The sequence below is a fragment of the Herbaspirillum sp. NPDC101397 genome, assembly GCF_044767325.1.
Classification (GTDB): domain Bacteria; phylum Pseudomonadota; class Gammaproteobacteria; order Burkholderiales; family Burkholderiaceae_D; genus Herbaspirillum.
Genome location: NZ_JBIWNS010000002.1, coordinates 649088 through 665306 on the forward strand (window position 1 = coordinate 649088; position 16219 = coordinate 665306).

Here is a 16219-nt window from a genome sequence, read left to right on the forward strand (position 1 = left end):
TCATCGCCACGCACCACCGCCGCGGCATCTTTACACCTGCCGCGACGAGACTGAAAAAAATTGCACGTACAATTGAGCTCCGACTGAACGCCAGATTGCGCCAAACCGAACCCTGTACTGAACCTCGACCCCACACGCCTCCATGAACGTCACTCAAGATCTATCCTTCTTTGCTCTGATCACCAACGCTTCCGTCATCGTGCAGTTTGTCATGCTGCTGTTGCTGTTGGCCTCCGTTTTCAGCTGGACCTACATCTTCCGCAAGATGTTCACGATCCGCAGCGCGCGCTCCCAGACCGAAGAGTTCGAGCGCTCGTTCTGGTCCGGCGGCAACCTGATCGCGCTGTACCAGGACACGCTGTCCAACCGCCGCAAGGGCGGTGGTCACGGCGGCGCGCTAGAACGCATTTTCCAGGCCGGCATGGGTGAGTTCAACAAGGCCAAGGCGCAAGTCGGCAAAGGCGCGGCGATCGATTCGACCGGCGTGCTCGACGGCGCCCGCCGCGCCATGCGCGCCGCTTACCAACGTGAAATGGATGCGTTGGAATCTCACCTGGCCTTCCTCGCGACGGTCGGTTCGGTGTCGCCTTACGTCGGCCTGTTCGGCACGGTGTGGGGCATCATGAACGCCTTCCGCGGCCTTGCCAACGTGCAACAGGCGACGCTGGCAGCAGTCGCCCCCGGCATCGCCGAAGCGCTGATCGCCACCGCCATCGGCCTGTTCGCCGCGATCCCTGCGGTGATTGCCTATAACCGCTTCTCGCATGACATCGACCGGCTGGCGATCCGCTTCGAAAGCTTCATCGAAGAATTCTCCAACATCTTGCAACGTCAGGCGCGCTGATGGCAGGCTCATCCATGCGCGGGGGACGTCCCCGCAAGTTCAAATCGGAAATCAACGTCGTGCCGTACATCGACGTGATGCTGGTGCTGCTGATCATCTTCATGGTGGCCGCGCCGGTGAACGACCCGAGCGTGATCAACCTGCCGACCGCCGGCAAGTCGACCGTGCCGCCGAGCGAATACATCGAGATTGCGCTGAAACCGGACGCCAAGGCCACCATCAAGGTCAACGGCCCCAAGCGCGGTGAAACGCAGACCGCCTCCGGCCGTCCCGACCTGTCGCAAAAGCTGCAGGCGCTGCACGCTGACAACCCGGACATGCCGGTGATGATTTCCGCCGACAAGGAAATCAAGTACGACGAAGTCGTGCAGGTCATCGCCGCCGCCAAGAAGCTGGGCATCGCACGCGTGGGACTGGCAACGAAGTAATATGAGCACTCCTTACCAAGTACCGAGACAACCGGGCCGCTGGCGCGCCATCGCGCTGGCGGTGGTGGTCCACATGGCCTTGCTGGCCTTCCTCTGGTTCGGCATCAGCTGGCAGAGCGAAACGCCGCTTACCGTCGAAGCGGAAATCTGGGATCCGAACATCAAGGAAGCGGCGCCGCTGCCGCAACCTGCGCCCGAGCCGGAGCCGCCGAAGCCAACGCCGCAGCCTGTTCCTGTACCTGAACCCGTCAAGCCGCCGCCACCGAAGGTGGAAGAACCGCCCGTGGTGAAGCCTGACATCGCGCTCGAAAAAGAGAAGGAAAAGAAGCGCAAGGAAGCGGAAAAGAAAGAACGCGACGAGAAGGAAAAAGAAGCCAAGCTCGAGCGTGAAAAAGCCGATCGCCTGAAGAAAGAGAAACAGGAAAAGATCGACGCCGACAAGAAGCTGGCGAAAGAGAAAGACGACGCCGAGGCCAAGAAGAAAGCCGAAGCCGAGAAGCTCGCCGCCGAGAAGAAACAGAAGCAGCAAGCCGCCGACAACAAGGCCGCTGAGCAACGCCGCCAGGATGACTTGAAGCGCATGATGGGCCAGGCCACCAGCGCAGGCGGCGGCACCGGCACGGCTGCGCAGTCGCAGGGCCCGCGCGGCGCGGCCGACTACGGCAACAAGCTGGGCGCGAAGATCCGCTCCAACACCATCTTCGACATGCCCGGCGAGCTGAGTGCAAACCCGGCGGTAGAATACACAGTCGAACTGCTGCCCGACGGCACGGTGCGCGGCATCCGCAAGAACAAGTCATCCGGCATTCCGGGCTTTGACGAAGCAGTCCAGCAAGCGATCAACAAGTCGCAACCTTTCCCTCCTGACAAGGACGGCAAGGTGCCGAACAGCTTTACCTTTAAACACTACCCGAAGGATCAGAACTGATGATCAAAAACTCGCGCATAGCACTGAACGCACCGCATGGTCTTCGCCACCTCACCGGCATTGCCCTGACCGTCATGGGTATCGCCGCCGCTTCCGCCGCACATGCGGAATTGCGCTTTGAAATCTCCGGTGTCGGCGCCAGCCAGATCCCGGTCGCCATCGCAGCCTTCCCGGGCGAAGAAGCCGGGCCGCAACAGATCACTTCCATCGTCAAGGCCGACCTTGCACGCAGCGGCGTCTTCAAGCTGATCGACAACAGCGACTCGCTGTCCGACGCCTCCGCCATCAACTATGGCGACTGGAAGAACCGCGGCGCCAATGCGCTTGCCGTGGGCAGCGTGCAGCGCCTGGCCGACGGCCGTTTCGACGTGCGCTATCGCCTGTTCGACACCATCAAGGCGGCGCAATTGTCGGCGCTGTCCTTCGGCAGCCAGCCGCAGCTGATCCGCCTCACCGCGCACAAGATCGCCGACGACATCTATGAAAAACTGACCGGCATCCCCGGCATTTTCTCGACCCGTATTGCCTATGTGACACGTTCGGGCAAGGAATACCGCCTGGAAGTGGCCGATGCCGACGGTGAAGGCGTGCAAGTCGCCCTGCGCTCCAACGAGCCGATCATTTCGCCGTCGTGGTCGCCGGACGGCGGCAAGGTCGCCTACGTTTCCTTCGAAGCCAAGAAACCGGTCATCTACATCCAGAACCTGGTGACGCGTCAGCGCACGCTGGTAGCCAACTTCAAAGGCAGCAACTCGGCGCCGGCCTGGGCTCCTGACGGCCAGCGCCTCGCCGTGGCGCTCACCCGCGACGGCCTGACCCAGGTCTACGTGATCAACGCCGACGGCAGCGGCCTGCGCCGCCTGACCAATACCGCCGGCATCGACACCGAGCCGCGCTTCTCGCCGGATGGCAATTACGTCTACTTCACCAGCGACCGCAGCGGCGGCCCGCAGATCTACAAGGTCAGCCCGAACGGTGGCGACGCCCAGCGCGTGACCTTCGGCGGCAGCTATAACATCAGCCCGCGGATTTCCCCGGACGGCAAGACGTTGGCGTTTATTTCGCGCCGCGAAGGCAAATTCCAGCTTTACGCGCTGGATTTGACCAACGGTCAGGAACAACGCCTGTCCGATACCGTCAAAGATGAGTCGCCCAGCTTCTCGCCAAACGGCAAATACATCATGTACGCGACGGAATCAGGTCGTCGCGGGTCATTGGCCATCGTTTCCACTGATGGCCGGATCAAACAGCGCTTAACAACCCAGGTCGGCGATGTCAGGGAGCCAACCTGGGGGCCGTTCATGAAATAAACAATTATTCACATTCATTCACGACACAAGGAGTTTCACATGCGTACATTCAGTTCTTTTGCAATCGTTCTTTCGGCAGCCATGCTGCTGGCGGCATGCTCGTCCACCAAACTGGACGACAAGAACGCCCCGGTTGAAAACCGTGCCGGCACAGGCGCCACCACCGGCGGCGCAGATCCACGCGCAGTCAACACCGTCAATGCCGGTTCCGACCCGCTGAACGACCCGCAAGGCATCCTCTCCAAGCGCAGCATCTATTTCGACTATGACAGCTACACCGTCAAGGACGAATTCCGCTCGGTCGTTGAAGCACATGCCAAGTACCTGAATTCGCACAAGGATCGCAAGGTCATCATCCAAGGCAACACCGATGATCGCGGCGGCACCGAGTACAACCTGGCGCTGGGTCAAAAGCGTGCAGAAGCAGTCCGCAAGGCGCTGGTCCTGCTGGGCGTGTCCGATGCGCAAGTTGAAGCAGTGTCGTTCGGCAAGGAAAAGCCGAAGGCCCTGGGCAGCGACGAAGCAGCATGGGCTGAAAACCGTCGTTCCGACATCGCTTACCAATAAGACTTATGCGCACTTCCCTGAAGACTGCGCTCAAGTCGTTTTCCGCAGCGGCCATGATGGCCGCTGTCGCAAGCCTGTCCGTGTTGCCGGCAACGGCGCACGCAGGCTTGTTTGACGATGAAGAAGCGCGCAAGGCCATCCTCGATATCCGCAACAAGATCGATGCCCTGCAAAAAGATGTCGCCAACAAATCGGACAAGAGCAGCGCGCTGAGCCTGTCCGATCAAAACGACCAATTGCGTCAGGAAATCGCCCGCTTGCGCGGCCAGGTCGAAGTCCTCAGCAATGAACTCGCCAATACGCAGCAACGCCAGAAAGACTTCTATGTCGATCTGGATGCGCGCCTGCGCAAGCTGGAACCGCAAAAAGTCACGATCGACGGCAAGGAATCCAGCGTCGACCTGAATGAGCAGAAGACCTATGACGCGGCTCTGAACATGTTCAAGGGCGGCGACTACAAGGGCGCCGGCGCAGCGTTCAACGACTTCCTGAAACGTTATCCGCAATCCGGTTACGCGCCGTCGGCGCAATACTGGGTCGGCAACTCTTTGTATGCGCAACGCGACTACAAGGGAGCGATCGCCGCTCAACAAGTCGTGGTGAAGAATTATCCGGACAGCCCCAAGGTAGCGGACGCGATGCTCAACATCGGCAGTTCTTACGTCGAGCTCAAGGACAAGGCGGCAGCGAAGAAGGCCTGGGATGCGCTGATTGCAAAGTATCCGGAAAGTCCGGCGGCGCAGACAGGCAAGGAAAAACTGGCGACGTTGAAATAGTTTGCCTGTGCGTTTGACACGATTGATCGATTTTGCATATAATAGCGGTCTTTCGGGTCGTTAGCTCAGTTGGTAGAGCAGCGGACTTTTAATCCGTTGGTCGCAGGTTCGAGTCCCGCACGGCCTACCAGAAATTCAGCAGTAGCTAAAAAGGGTTCCAAGCAATTGGAGCCCTTTTTTTCATTTCCGATCGTGATCGTGCATGCCTGTTGCGATACGTCGTGTCCGCTGCCTACGCCCACTGCGCGGCCGCACGGCTCTTTTCAAGATGTCGTGTTGTATGCTTGCCGTCCCGACAAGTTGGCGTCGCAAATCGTACATTTGGTGTCAGAATAGGCGTCGCCGGGAAGCTTTCTCCGGCGACAACAACCCGTCACTCTGACCACCCGCATGGCAAAAAGAATTACATCGCAAGAAGACAGCAATCCGGCGCGGGCCGTCACCAAGGAAGATGTTGCGCGCGTCGCCGGCGTGTCGCACATCACCGTGTCGCGCGTGATCAACTCGCCCGACAAGGTGGCGCCGGCCACGCGTGAACGCGTCCAGGCCGAGATCGCCCGCATGGGTTACATCCCCAATCTGCTGGCCGGTGGACTGGCGTCACGGCGTACGCGCATTGTTGCAGCCGTGGTGCCGACCATCGGCCATTCGATCTTTGCGGAAACCGTGCGCGGCATGTCGGAGTATCTGATGGCGCACGGCTACCAGCTGCTGTTGGGCCAGAGCGATTATTCCGAAGACATTGAAACCAGATTGGTCGAAGCCTTCATCGGCCGCCGTGTCGACGGCTTGGTGCTGACCGGTGTGCAGCATACCGCCGCAACGCTGCAACGACTCAAGACCGCCGGCATTCCGGTGGTGGAAACCTGGGACCTGACACCGGAGCCGATCGATATGCTGGCGGGCTTCTCCAACTACGACGCCGGCGCGGCCATGGGCGATTATCTGGTTGAGCAAGGATATCGGCGCATTGCCTTCGTCGGCGGTGAAGATCCGCGCGGCGTGGCGCGCCTGGCCGGGCTCAGTGCCGCGCTCAAGCGGCATCGCCTGCGCGCGCCGATACGCATCACGGCGTCCCCGGGATCATTCCTGCAAGGCGGCCGCGAAGCCATGGTGACGCTGCTGGAGCAGCATCCCGATGTCGACGCCGCCTTCTTCAGCAACGATGTGATCGCCGCCGGCGCGGTACTCGAGTGCGATCGCCGCAAGGTGCGCATTCCGCAGGACATCGCCATCGCCGGCTTCGCCAATCTCGATATCGCCTCGGAAATCAATCCGCCGCTGACCACCGTGCATGTCAGCAGCCATCGCATCGGCGAGACTGCGGCGAGGATGCTGCTGGCGCGGCTCGGCGGCAAAGATGCCGAGGCCGACACGGTCAGCGATCTCGGCTTTTCCATCGTGCGCCGCGGCAGCGCCTGAACGCAGACGCTGCCCGTGTACCTTTGCGTTCAGGCGTCCTCGTCGTAGACCACGCCGCGCGTCTCGGGCGCCATCAGCAACGCGATCAGCGCGACGCCACCCATGAACACCAGATAACCGATGATCGGGTAATAGCTGCCGCCGTAGTACGCCAGCAGCCCTGTCGCAATGACCGGCGCCATGCCGCCCGTGATCACCGACGACAGTTCGCGCGCCATGCAGATGCCGCTCATGCGCGCGCTCGGCGGGAACAGCTCGGCGAAGAACGCCGCCTGCACCGAGAACATCGGATACAGGCCGAACACGATCATCATCACGAAGCCGCCAATGATCATCGGCGTCTCACGCGTTTCCAGCATCAGGAAAAACGGCCATGCGCCCAGGATCATGACCAGGATGCCGAGGATATACACCGGCTTGCGGCCGATGCGATCCGACAGCATGCCCCAGAACGGATTAAGCAAGGCCCCCAGGCCTGCGCCGATCAGCACTGCGATCAGGCCGATGCTGGCGTCGACTTTCAGTTGCGCGGTCAGGTAGGACAACGCCCACACCTGAAAAATATAGCCGGCGGTATTCTCCGAAAAGCGTGCGCCGATGGCGATGAACAGATGGCGACGATGATGTTTCCACACCGCCGAGATCGGCGACTTCAGCACGGCCTTCTTCGACTTGATCTTTTCAAACGCGGGCGACTCCAGCACGTACAGGCGAATGTACATCCCGACGGCCAGGCCGATGCTGCTCAGGATGAAGGGAATGCGCCAGCCGTAGTCCATGAAATCGGCTTCCGGCATCTGCCGCACCAGCGTGAAAATGCCGGCCGACAGCACCACTCCCAGTGCCACCCCGACACCGGGCCAGCTGGCGTAGTAGCCGCGTTTGTTGACCGGCGCGTATTCAGCCGACATGGTAACGGCGCCGCCGAATTCCGCACCGGCGGCGAAACCCTGGACCAGCCGCAACAGCGTCAGCAGGATGGGCGCCGCGATGCCGATGCTGGCATAGGTCGGCAGGAAGCCGATCAGCGTCGTGCTCAGTCCCATCATCAGCAAGGTGACCACCAGCACATTCTTGCGCCCGATGCGGTCGCCGATATGACCGAACACGAAACCGCCCAGAGGACGCACCACAAAACCCAACGCATAGGAACCGAAGGCGGCCAGCGTACCGATCATGGGATCGAGCTTGGTGAAGAACAGCACGTTGAAGACGATGGCCGCGGCGGTGCCGTAGAGGAAGAAGTCATACCATTCGAGCGCGGTGCCGACCACCGAAGAACGCAGCGCGATGACGCGCTGGCGCTCCAGTCCGGCCCTTTCGCGGTCTGCTGCATTGCTGGCGTCGCGTTCAGTCTGGTGCTCTGAAACGGACCTGAGGGCGTGGTCCGCGCGCGGGCTGCTGGCGATTGTATTCATGCTGTCTGTCTCCTGTGGATATCGGCGCCCTTGCCGGTCCCATTCTCATGTTAAAGCATGGGGACGTGTCGTGTTATCTCGATCTACGACCGGCGGGACGCCGTGTGCTCATTGATGGAAGCGATACTTCTCCTTGGCCTTGCTGGTTGATCTGAAAATGTGAAATCTTGAAATCATGCTGCTGCGCGTTCCTGTACCGTGTCTTTCCCCGCTCCTGCATCGTCTGCGCAGGCCCGCCACAGCGCACGCACACTGTCCTTCATGACGCCGGCTTCCTGCCAGCGGTCCGACAACTCATAGCCGTCGGCGCCGGTCATGGCGTATTCCGGCGGGCCGAGTTCGCACAGGAACGTCAGCACCCCATCGACCGGCGCACGGCGGCGCCAGCTGCGGAATCCGTATTCCCACCACTGCATGAACAGCGCCAGCCATTGCTGATGCTGCGCAAACGCCAGTTGCAGCTGGATCTGCTCGCGGCTCGCGACGCGACCGTGAAAGCCCCAGGCGTTGTCGATGATCCGGTGCATCAACGCGTGGTTCTCATCTGAAATCGGCCAGGCGAATTCGCGGCCCACCACGTAGTGCGACAAGTCGGCGGTGAGTCGCAGATCCGGAAACCGGTCCAGCAACTGCAACGTGAAGAACAGGTCGGTAGTCATGCGGTCGCGATGCGTCTCGATGTGCAATGCGATGCCGGCATCATCGGCCAGGCGTCGCCATCCTTCAATATAGGGAATGCACTCATCCAGCGTATGGGGGCGCACGTCGGCCTGCAGGTTGATGTGGTCGGCGCCGAACTCCTGCACGTGCTCGATGATCGGCTTGAGTTCGTCGACGCTGCGTGGATAGCACTGCGCCTGCCAGCTCATGCCGTGTTCACGCAGGAAGGCCGTGACTTCGCGTGCATAGTCGCGATCGAAGAAGCGCACGCCGGCGCCGTCGAAACCGGCGTCGCGGATCATGGCGAGCTTCTGCTCCAGGGTCCATTCCAGACCGTCTGGACGACGACGTTCCATGGCCCACAGGGATTGATAGACGCGTAGCTGTTGCATGGTGTGCGGCCGGCTCAGGTGGACACGGCTTGCACCGCCGCGTCGTCGGCAATATCGAAGAAGCGCTTTCCGCTGGACGCCTGGTTCTCGTAAATCGAACCCTGGTTCAACGCCGGCGGCAGCGGCATGCGCACCGGCACGTCGCGAAAGCGCGGCACGATGGTCGGTGCGCCGCTGAGCAGGCGCGAATTGAATTCATCGAAATCCGCCACGCCCAGCAGCGGGAAAGCATCCGCCGCGCACACTTCATACAGCAGGAAATTGCGCGACATGGTCGAGCGGTTCTGCGCCGAACCATGCACCGCGCGCACGTGGTGGAATGACACCGATCCCGCCTTGCCGGTCACCGGCACTGCCCGGTCGAGATTGAGTCCCGGCGTGGCCGGATCGATGGCGCCGCAGAATCGGCCGTCGGCATGGTGGTCGTAGGTCGGGCCGGTATGCGAGCCGGGCACCACCAGCATTGCGCCGTTTTCCAGCGAAGTGTCGTCGAGCATCACGCCCACCGCCAGGATGTCGTCATTGGTGTGTGGATAGAATGCCCAGTCCTGATGCCATTCCACCGGAGAACCGAAGCGCGGCGATTTCAGGTTGAGCTTGGAGCTCTGCAATCGCAGCCCCTCCCCCAGCAAATCCTGCAGCACCGCGACCACCGGCTGCGAGCGGATGAACTCCTCGAACACCGGATGATGTTTGTGTGGCTGCTTGATGCGACGCAGGCGCGGATCGGCGGCGCTATGGCCGTTTTCCAGATCGAACACCTGAGTGTGGGTATCGACGGCGCGCGATTGTTCCTGCCATTGCGCGAGCGCCTCCTTCATCCGCTGCAGCGTGAAAACATCCAATAAACCGGGCACGACCAGCAAGCCGTCGGTTCGATATTGTGCGATCTGCGCAGGGGTCAGCATGGTGCTCTCCTTGATGTTGGAACGGCCGCGACGGACAAATTCGCCGCTTTCCGGATTAAAGCAAAAATCAATGTTCGCGCGAACATATTAGGTCCGCCAAAATCCCGTGTCAACCTGAAATCCGGAGAAACGGCTGAACTTTGATGGCGCACAGCAGCAGCGCTGGCACGGAATGCGCCGTTGCTCAAGCGCGCCGGACGACGCTGGAACAGGACAAAAAAAAGCCCCTGGCCTTCAAGGGCCGGGGGCTGAATCCAATTCAAGAGGGAGGAACTGGAGGAGACGAGTTCAGGTTATCGCGCCGCAACATCACTCGCCACAGGACTTACATACGGACACACTTTCAACACTTTTCTGACAGCCCAGGGCCTGTTAACAATCAATTTACGAGATGCGTTGCTGCCAGAAGGCGTGCTGGCAAGGCGCGTGGCGTAGCAGGTGGCGGGCCCACCTGCAAGCCATGCAACGCCGCCAGCGCGCCTTCTGGCAGCAACCCTTCGGGAACGGCTGCAGGCGTCGCCTGCCGTTGTTGCAGCTCCTTGCCGTAGTGCCGCTACGTCGCGTCGCTGCGCCTAGGCAGTCAACGCCTGCCGCGCGTTCGCATTCGCAAATTGATTGCTAACAGGCCCTAGCGTCATCAACTTTCTGTAAAAGTGTTTAACCGGACTTGCTATTTGGTGCTCCATGCACGACAATAGATGAGAATTATTCTCATTTGATGGATTCAAGGTCGGATGCCCACAGAGCACGCGACTTTCCTTCCGATGCGATGCCCTCGGCGGCACCGATATCTCCCTGTCTCTTGGATATCAGCAACCTGCCCCCACATGGGTCGGAATCAAGAATGCGGAGCACGCTACGGAGAACGCCACCAACGCTGCCACCCATTCGCACCGGCCGCCGGAAATGAAGCCGTACCGAATACCGAAGGAAAAGATCATGATGCGTCTGCGCCCCCTCGACGATCAGCAACTGCCCAATCTGACCGATGTGCAACGCATTGCGCTGCAGCCTACCGCGACGCGCCTGCGCGGCGAATTCGCGCCCCTGATGCAACGTCTCGCGACGCTCGGCGGCCTCACTGAAGTTACGCGCAACTCCTCCGCCCTGCTTGAGAAAGACAACGTCAGCGGCGCGCTCTACGTCGACAATGAAATTGAACTGGCGCCGGCCGAAGCCATGCATCTGCGGATTTTCTATCCGCAATGGGAACACGGCTACGCGCTCGAAGAGCACGACGTCTGCAGCGGCGGCAAGCAACACAGCCTGCAATTCTTCGACCGCTTCGGCAGCATGATGCACAAGATCGTCCTCGGTGAAAACGGCGATATCGCATCGTTCCGGCAATTGGTCAGCGACCATGCCGCTGCCGAGCAGCTTGCGCCGCACCTGGTCCACCCACTCAACAGCGACGCTGAAAGCGAAGACGACAGCCTGCGCCAGATCGACGTCGACGCCTTACGCGCGGACTGGGCGCACACCCACAACCACGATGACTTCATCCAGCGCCAGGAAGCCTTCGACCAGCAGCGGCTGCGCAAGCTGCGTCTGGCCGGCAAGGCGTTCGCCTACCAGGTCGCCAACGATTCGGCGCGCGTGATCTTGCAGCGCATGACCGAATTCGGCACCTCCATCATGGCGCAGGTCGGCAACGCCGGCATCGTCCAGGCCTACTACGGCAAGATCAAGAACATCCGTGTCAAGGACTCGCGCCTGAAGATCACGAACTCAGGTTTCCGCATGCAACTGCGCGAAGACCACATCGATTCGGTCTGGGTCGCCAAGAAGCCGACCACCGACGGCATCATCACCTCGCTGGAATTGTTCAACCGCCAGGGCACGCACATCGCCAGCTTCCTGAGCAAGAAGTCCAACGGCCAGCCCGAGCCGCGCGAATGGCGTGACGCCATCATGCGGCTGATGCCGATTTTTGGCGTCTGACGCGCGCTCCCATTGCCATCAATGACGATGGCGATGGCGGCACAACAATTAAAATAAGCATCTTACTTTTTGGGGAATCACACATGAGCGAACGTCTTCTCGTCATCCTGGCAGGTCTCAACATGTTCATCGCGGTCGGCGCGGGCGCATTCGGCGCGCACGGCCTCAAGCAAGTCCTTGACGCCGACATGCTGGCGATCTGGCAGACCGCCGTGATCTACCAGATGGTGCATGCGCTGGGCATGTTCGCAGTGGCGCTGCTGATTCCCAAGTTCGGCCCCGCCATCCTCGGCTGGGCCGGCAGCGCGATGTTCATCGGCATCGTGATCTTCAGCGGCAGCCTTTATGTACTTGCGTTGAGCGGCGTGCGCTTCCTCGGCGCGATCACGCCGATCGGCGGCCTGGCTTTCCTGGCAGGCTGGCTGCTGGTGGCGTGGGCGGCTTACAAGGCGCAATAAACGTCGCTGCACACATGCAAAAAAAGGCCGGCAATGTGAATTGCCGGCCTTTTCATTTTTACGCACCACTTTGCCTGCAGATCAGTGGAAGAACTCCGCGATCAGCGTAGCGCCGATGAAGGTGCCCGCATTGGCGGCGAACGACACCAGCACGATGCGCCAGCCGAGCTTGCGGAACGCCGGGATATCCTTGGCGATCGACAGGCCGGCGAAGGTCAGCATTGGCGTGATCACGGCCAGGAAGTTGATCTTGCCGGTAATGGCCACGATCGCATCCGCCCATGGGCAGGCCGGCGAGGTCAGGAACATCGCCACCAGCGTCACCCAGCACACCGCCGGAATCTTCCTGCCGGTCAGGTTGCACAGCAGGTCCCCGACCAGCACGGCGCCGATCATGATCACGATACAGCCCACCGATTCCAGCGGCGCGACCTTGTAGGCGATCCAGTTGGCGATGATGGTCAGCACGCCGGCGAACACCCAGGCGGCGATGCGGCCGGCCAGGTTCAGGTCCGCTACTTCGGTATGGGTCTGTTCATGCAGCTTGTCGTCGGCGGCTGTGCTCGAGGACGATGTGGTGCGGCCGATGATCGGTTCCAGAACGCGATAGCCCCAGACCGCCAGCGGCAGCGAAATGAACAGCGTGAAGTAGGTGCCGATGGTGGTCGTGATCAGGTTGCTGGCTGCAGCGAAAGTCGCCACGTCCTTGGCCATCTCCGGCGTCTGCTGCGCGGCGATGGCGCCCGCCGCGGCCGCCATCATGCTGCCCGAACCAACGCCTGCACCCATCGCCAGTGCGACCGGATGGAAGATATTGAGGCTGGTGATGAAGCCGGCGAAGATCGCGATGAAGACCGCGCCGAACAGCGTGCCGGTGATGTACTCGGCCAGCACGCCGCGTCCTTCCGGCGAATTCATGCCGTAGCGTTCGCCGATGATCGCCAGGCTCGGTTCGCGGCCGACCGAGAACGTCGCGCCGATGGCTTCACGCTTGATGCCCAGCAGCAGCGCCAGCGGCAAGCCGATCACGATGGTGCCGACGAAGTGGCCGAATTCCTGGAACACCAGGGCCCAGCCGGCGCCGATGATCTTCGGCAGCGAACTGCCGACCATCAGGCCGAGCTTGGCGACGAACAGCAGCAACGCCGGCTGCAGGATGGCGGCCGCGCGGAACTGCAACGGCTGCGTCAGCGCCAGCGGTCCCATTTTCGATTGCAGGCTGCCGATCACGGCGCCCATGATGAGCGCCCAGACCATCGGCAGGAGCACCACTTTGCCCGGGCCCATCTTGAACGCCACCGAACCGATCAGTTCGGCCACGACCAGGATCAGCACCGCATACACATAGAGCTTCCATGTCTGCAGTCCTGGCTGGATGACGGGTGTTGTGGGTGGTGTTGTGGCGGATGCTTGCATATTGTTCCCTCCGGATATTGTGTGCGAAGACTGTTCAAAGCCGCATTGTGCGCGGCCCTCCCTGATACAGCTATTCTTGTTGCAACGATTGATGACGGCGTTTCGACGTGTTTCTTGATCGCCTTCGTTGTCCGGCGTCAATCATGCCTTGCCCTGCTCCGCGCCGCAATGAAAATGACATCGTTCTCATTGGGCGGGAACAGGGCCAGCCTGTTGCCTATCCCATCCGAACCGGTTCGCGTCATACGTAGCCGAAGGTCGCTGCCGGTTCTTTCGCCGTCTCGACCCACACGCTCTTGGTCTGCGTGTATTCGTACAAGGCTTCGACGCCGCTGGACCGGCCATAGCCGCTCTGGCCGTAACCGCCGAACGGCGAGGTTACGTTGATGGTCTTGTAGCCGTTGATCCAGAAGGTACCGGCGTTGATGTTGGCCGCCACGCGATGCGCACGCGCCACGTCATTGGTCCAGACCGCGCCGGCCAGGCCAAAGTCGCTGTCGTTGGCGATGCGCACCGCGTCTTCCTCGGTATCGAACGGAATCGCCACCACCACCGGTCCGAAAATCTCCTGCTGCGCCACGGCCATGTCGTTGCTGACGTCGGCCAGCACGGTCGGCCGCACAAAGAATCCCGGCGCCGAAAAATCCTGCTCCGCTGTCGCCAGCCGCGCACCGTTGCGCACGCCTTCGGCGATCATGCCGCGCACGTGGTCGTACTGCTTGCGATTGGAAATAGGCCCGACTTCAGTCTGCGCATCATGCGGCTGCCCGACCTTGATCTTGCCGGCGCCGTTGGCCAGCATGGCGACGAATTCGTCATACACCGCGCGCTGCACCAGCACACGCGAGCCGGCCACGCAGCTTTGCCCGGCGGACGAAAAGATCGCCGCCTGCGCGCCGAGGCAGGCGCGCTTGAGGTCGGCGTCGGCGAACACGATGTTGGCCGACTTGCCACCCAGCTCGAGCACGCACGGCAGCAAGCGGCGCGCGGCGGCTTCGGCGATCTTCTTGCCGGTTTGCGGCGAGCCGACGAACACCACTTTCTTGACGACGCGATGATCGATGGCGGCCTGGCCGACCGTATGGCCTTGACCGGCCAGCACGTTGATCAGCCCCTTGGGCACGCCGGCCTGTTCGGCCAACGCCGCCACCGCCAGCGAAGTGAACGGCGTCAGCTCGGATGGTTTGAGCAGCACCGCGTTGCCCATCGCAATCGCCGGCGCGACCTGCCAGCCGCAGGTGAAGATCGGCGCATTCCACGGCGTGATCTGCAGCACCGCGCCGACCGGCTCGCGGCGCGTGTAATTCAGATGCGAACTGGGCACCGGAATCACGTCGCCGTAAAACTTGTCGGTCCAGCCGGCGTAGTACTCGAACATCTCGGCGACCTTTGCCACTTCGCCGCGGCAATCGCGGATCGGCTTGCCAGCGCTGAGCGACTCCAGCTGCGCCAGCGCTTCTGTGTTGTCACGGATTTTCTGGCCGACGGCGAAGACGATGCGGCCGCGCGCGGCGTGCGTCAGCTTCCACCATTCTGCCTGCGCCGCCAGCGCCGCCTCGGCGGCCAGCTGCACGACTGCTGCACCGGCGTCGCGATAGCTCAGGCTGTCGGCGCCGGTGGCGGGATTCTGCAGCACCACCATCGCACCATCGCCCTGCACCAGCTTGCCGCCGACATACGAACCGACAAATCCGGCGCCCGGAAAGAACGGCGCGAACGCCGCCAACAATTGTTCTGCTTCATTCGATTGCATTCAAGACTCCTGATGATGTAGGTGATTTATTTCTCGATGAACTGCACGATGCGATTGAAATCCTCGCCGTCGGCGGTGCCGGCTGCGTCCCCACTCGCGGCCCACAGGCGGCCGACCTCGCCCGACAGCGGTGCCGAGGTGCCGAGCTCGCTCAGCAAACCCATCGCCAGGCGCAAGTCCTTGCGCATGAGCTTCATCGTGAATCCGGAGTCGAAGGCGTCGTTGAAAATCCAGGTGGGATAGTTGACTTGCGTGACGCCGCTGCGGCCCGAGCCGGCGTTGATGCCTTCAAAGATCTGCTGCGCATCGAGGCCGGCCGCGGCGGCGATGCGCGCCGCTTCGCCGGCGACGATCAGGTGCGCGCCGCACATCAGGTTGTTGAGCAATTTGGTGACATGACCGGCGCCGACCGGTCCGACGTGCACGCGCTTGGCGCTCATGGCTTCGAGCACTGGCGTGACCGCTGCGACATCTTCCGCCGCGCCGCCCAGCACCATGGTCATGGTGCCGGTGATGGCGCCCTTGGGACCGCCGCTGACCGGCGCATCGATGAAGCGCACGCCCTTTTCCGCCAGCGCTGCAGCGACCTTGCGCGTACTGTTGGGATCGGCCGTGGTGGTGTCGACCACCAGCAGGCCCGGCTTGGCGCCGGCGAGCACGCCGTCGGCGCCGAACACCACCGCCTCCACTACGTCCGAGGTCGGCAGCGACAGGATCAGTACATCGACTTCCGCCGCCAGCGCCGCCACGGACGCAAATGTCCGCACGCCTTCGCGCGCGATGCTTTCCGTCGCCGCAGCCGCCGGATCGTAACCGGACACCGTAAAGCCGCCGCGTTGCAACGACAGCGCCATGCCGCGCCCCATGTTGCCCAACCCTGCCACACCGATATGTTTCATGCCGCTCCTCACTGGATAAGTCGTACGTCAAATCAGACGGATCCAGTGTGCAAGCAGCCGAGGTGAGCGTCAATTACATCGAAAAGCCGATATTGTTCT

15 protein-coding genes and 1 tRNA gene are annotated in these 16219 nt (G+C 61.7%); 10 read left to right on the forward strand and 6 right to left on the reverse strand.

Annotation, left to right across the window (positions count from 1 at the left end):
* Nucleotides 1-142: 142 nt before the first annotated feature.
* The 8 genes from tolQ to ACIROW_RS07725 all read left to right on the forward strand — a co-directional run bounded on the left by tolQ (nt 143) and on the right by ACIROW_RS07725 (nt 6275).
* Nucleotides 143-844 (forward strand): protein TolQ, encoded by a 702-nt coding sequence (gene tolQ, locus ACIROW_RS07690; protein WP_053200711.1) that lies wholly within the window; start codon nt 143-145, stop codon nt 842-844.
* Nucleotides 844-1272 carry an ExbD/TolR family protein gene (locus ACIROW_RS07695; protein WP_402273714.1) on the forward strand — a complete coding sequence of 143 codons (429 nt, stop codon included), beginning with the start codon at nt 844-846 and terminating at the stop codon, nt 1270-1272. The genes tolQ and ACIROW_RS07695 overlap by 1 nt, the downstream gene beginning before the upstream one ends.
* A gap of 1 nt (nt 1273) precedes the next feature.
* Complete coding sequence (gene tolA / locus ACIROW_RS07700; RefSeq protein WP_402273716.1) at nt 1274-2200, forward strand: cell envelope integrity protein TolA; 927 nt, start codon at nt 1274-1276, stop codon at nt 2198-2200.
* On the forward strand, nt 2200-3510 hold the full coding sequence (gene tolB / locus ACIROW_RS07705) for a Tol-Pal system beta propeller repeat protein TolB (protein ID WP_402273719.1): 1311 nt from the start codon (nt 2200-2202) through the stop codon (nt 3508-3510). The genes tolA and tolB overlap by 1 nt, the downstream gene beginning before the upstream one ends.
* Before the next feature lie 39 nt (nt 3511-3549).
* Nucleotides 3550-4077 (forward strand): peptidoglycan-associated lipoprotein Pal, encoded by a 528-nt coding sequence (gene pal, locus ACIROW_RS07710; RefSeq protein WP_402273722.1) that lies wholly within the window; start codon nt 3550-3552, stop codon nt 4075-4077.
* 5 nt (nt 4078-4082) lie between these two features.
* On the forward strand, nt 4083-4853 hold the full coding sequence (gene ybgF, locus ACIROW_RS07715; protein WP_402273725.1) for a tol-pal system protein YbgF: 771 nt from the start codon (nt 4083-4085) through the stop codon (nt 4851-4853).
* A 54-nt stretch (nt 4854-4907) separates the two neighbouring features.
* A tRNA-Lys gene (locus ACIROW_RS07720) sits at nt 4908-4983 on the forward strand.
* A gap of 260 nt (nt 4984-5243) precedes the next feature.
* Entirely contained in the window at nt 5244-6275 is a 1032-nt protein-coding gene (locus tag ACIROW_RS07725; RefSeq protein ID WP_402273727.1) for a LacI family DNA-binding transcriptional regulator, read from the forward strand.
* 29 nt (nt 6276-6304) lie between these two features.
* On the opposite strand, the gene ACIROW_RS07730 is transcribed toward ACIROW_RS07725, so the two are convergent.
* The 3 genes from ACIROW_RS07730 to ACIROW_RS07740 form a co-directional block, all read right to left on the reverse strand.
* Nucleotides 6305-7693: an MFS transporter gene (locus ACIROW_RS07730; RefSeq protein ID WP_402273730.1), complete on the reverse strand. Its 1389-nt coding sequence runs from the start codon at nt 7691-7693 to the stop codon at nt 6305-6307.
* A gap of 173 nt (nt 7694-7866) precedes the next feature.
* Nucleotides 7867-8745 carry a sugar phosphate isomerase/epimerase family protein gene (locus ACIROW_RS07735; protein WP_402273733.1) on the reverse strand — a complete coding sequence of 293 codons (879 nt, stop codon included), beginning with the start codon at nt 8743-8745 and terminating at the stop codon, nt 7867-7869.
* Nucleotides 8746-8759: 14 nt separating this feature from the next.
* Nucleotides 8760-9653 carry a phytanoyl-CoA dioxygenase family protein gene (locus ACIROW_RS07740; protein ID WP_402273735.1) on the reverse strand — a complete coding sequence of 298 codons (894 nt, stop codon included), beginning with the start codon at nt 9651-9653 and terminating at the stop codon, nt 8760-8762.
* Nucleotides 9654-10592: 939 nt separating this feature from the next.
* Here ACIROW_RS07740 and ACIROW_RS07745 point away from each other — a divergent pair.
* Nucleotides 10593-11594, forward strand: coding sequence for a ChuX/HutX family heme-like substrate-binding protein (locus ACIROW_RS07745; RefSeq protein WP_402273737.1), 1002 nt, complete (start codon nt 10593-10595; stop codon nt 11592-11594).
* Nucleotides 11595-11677: 83 nt separating this feature from the next.
* On the forward strand, nt 11678-12052 hold the full coding sequence (locus tag ACIROW_RS07750) for a DUF423 domain-containing protein (RefSeq protein ID WP_402273740.1): 375 nt from the start codon (nt 11678-11680) through the stop codon (nt 12050-12052).
* An 81-nt stretch (nt 12053-12133) separates the two neighbouring features.
* Here the strand turns inward: ACIROW_RS07750 and ACIROW_RS07755 are convergent, their stop codons facing one another.
* The 3 genes from ACIROW_RS07755 to ACIROW_RS07765 form a co-directional block, all read right to left on the reverse strand.
* The gene (locus ACIROW_RS07755) at nt 12134-13468 is read right to left on the reverse strand and encodes a DUF3100 domain-containing protein (protein ID WP_402273742.1); all 1335 of its coding nucleotides are present in this window, start codon (nt 13466-13468) and stop codon (nt 12134-12136) included.
* 241 nt (nt 13469-13709) lie between these two features.
* Nucleotides 13710-15221: an aldehyde dehydrogenase family protein gene (locus tag ACIROW_RS07760; RefSeq protein ID WP_402273744.1), complete on the reverse strand. Its 1512-nt coding sequence runs from the start codon at nt 15219-15221 to the stop codon at nt 13710-13712.
* Nucleotides 15222-15247: 26 nt separating this feature from the next.
* On the reverse strand, nt 15248-16120 hold the full coding sequence (locus ACIROW_RS07765; protein ID WP_402273746.1) for an NAD(P)-dependent oxidoreductase: 873 nt from the start codon (nt 16118-16120) through the stop codon (nt 15248-15250).
* Between the last annotated feature and the right edge of the window lie 99 nt (nt 16121-16219).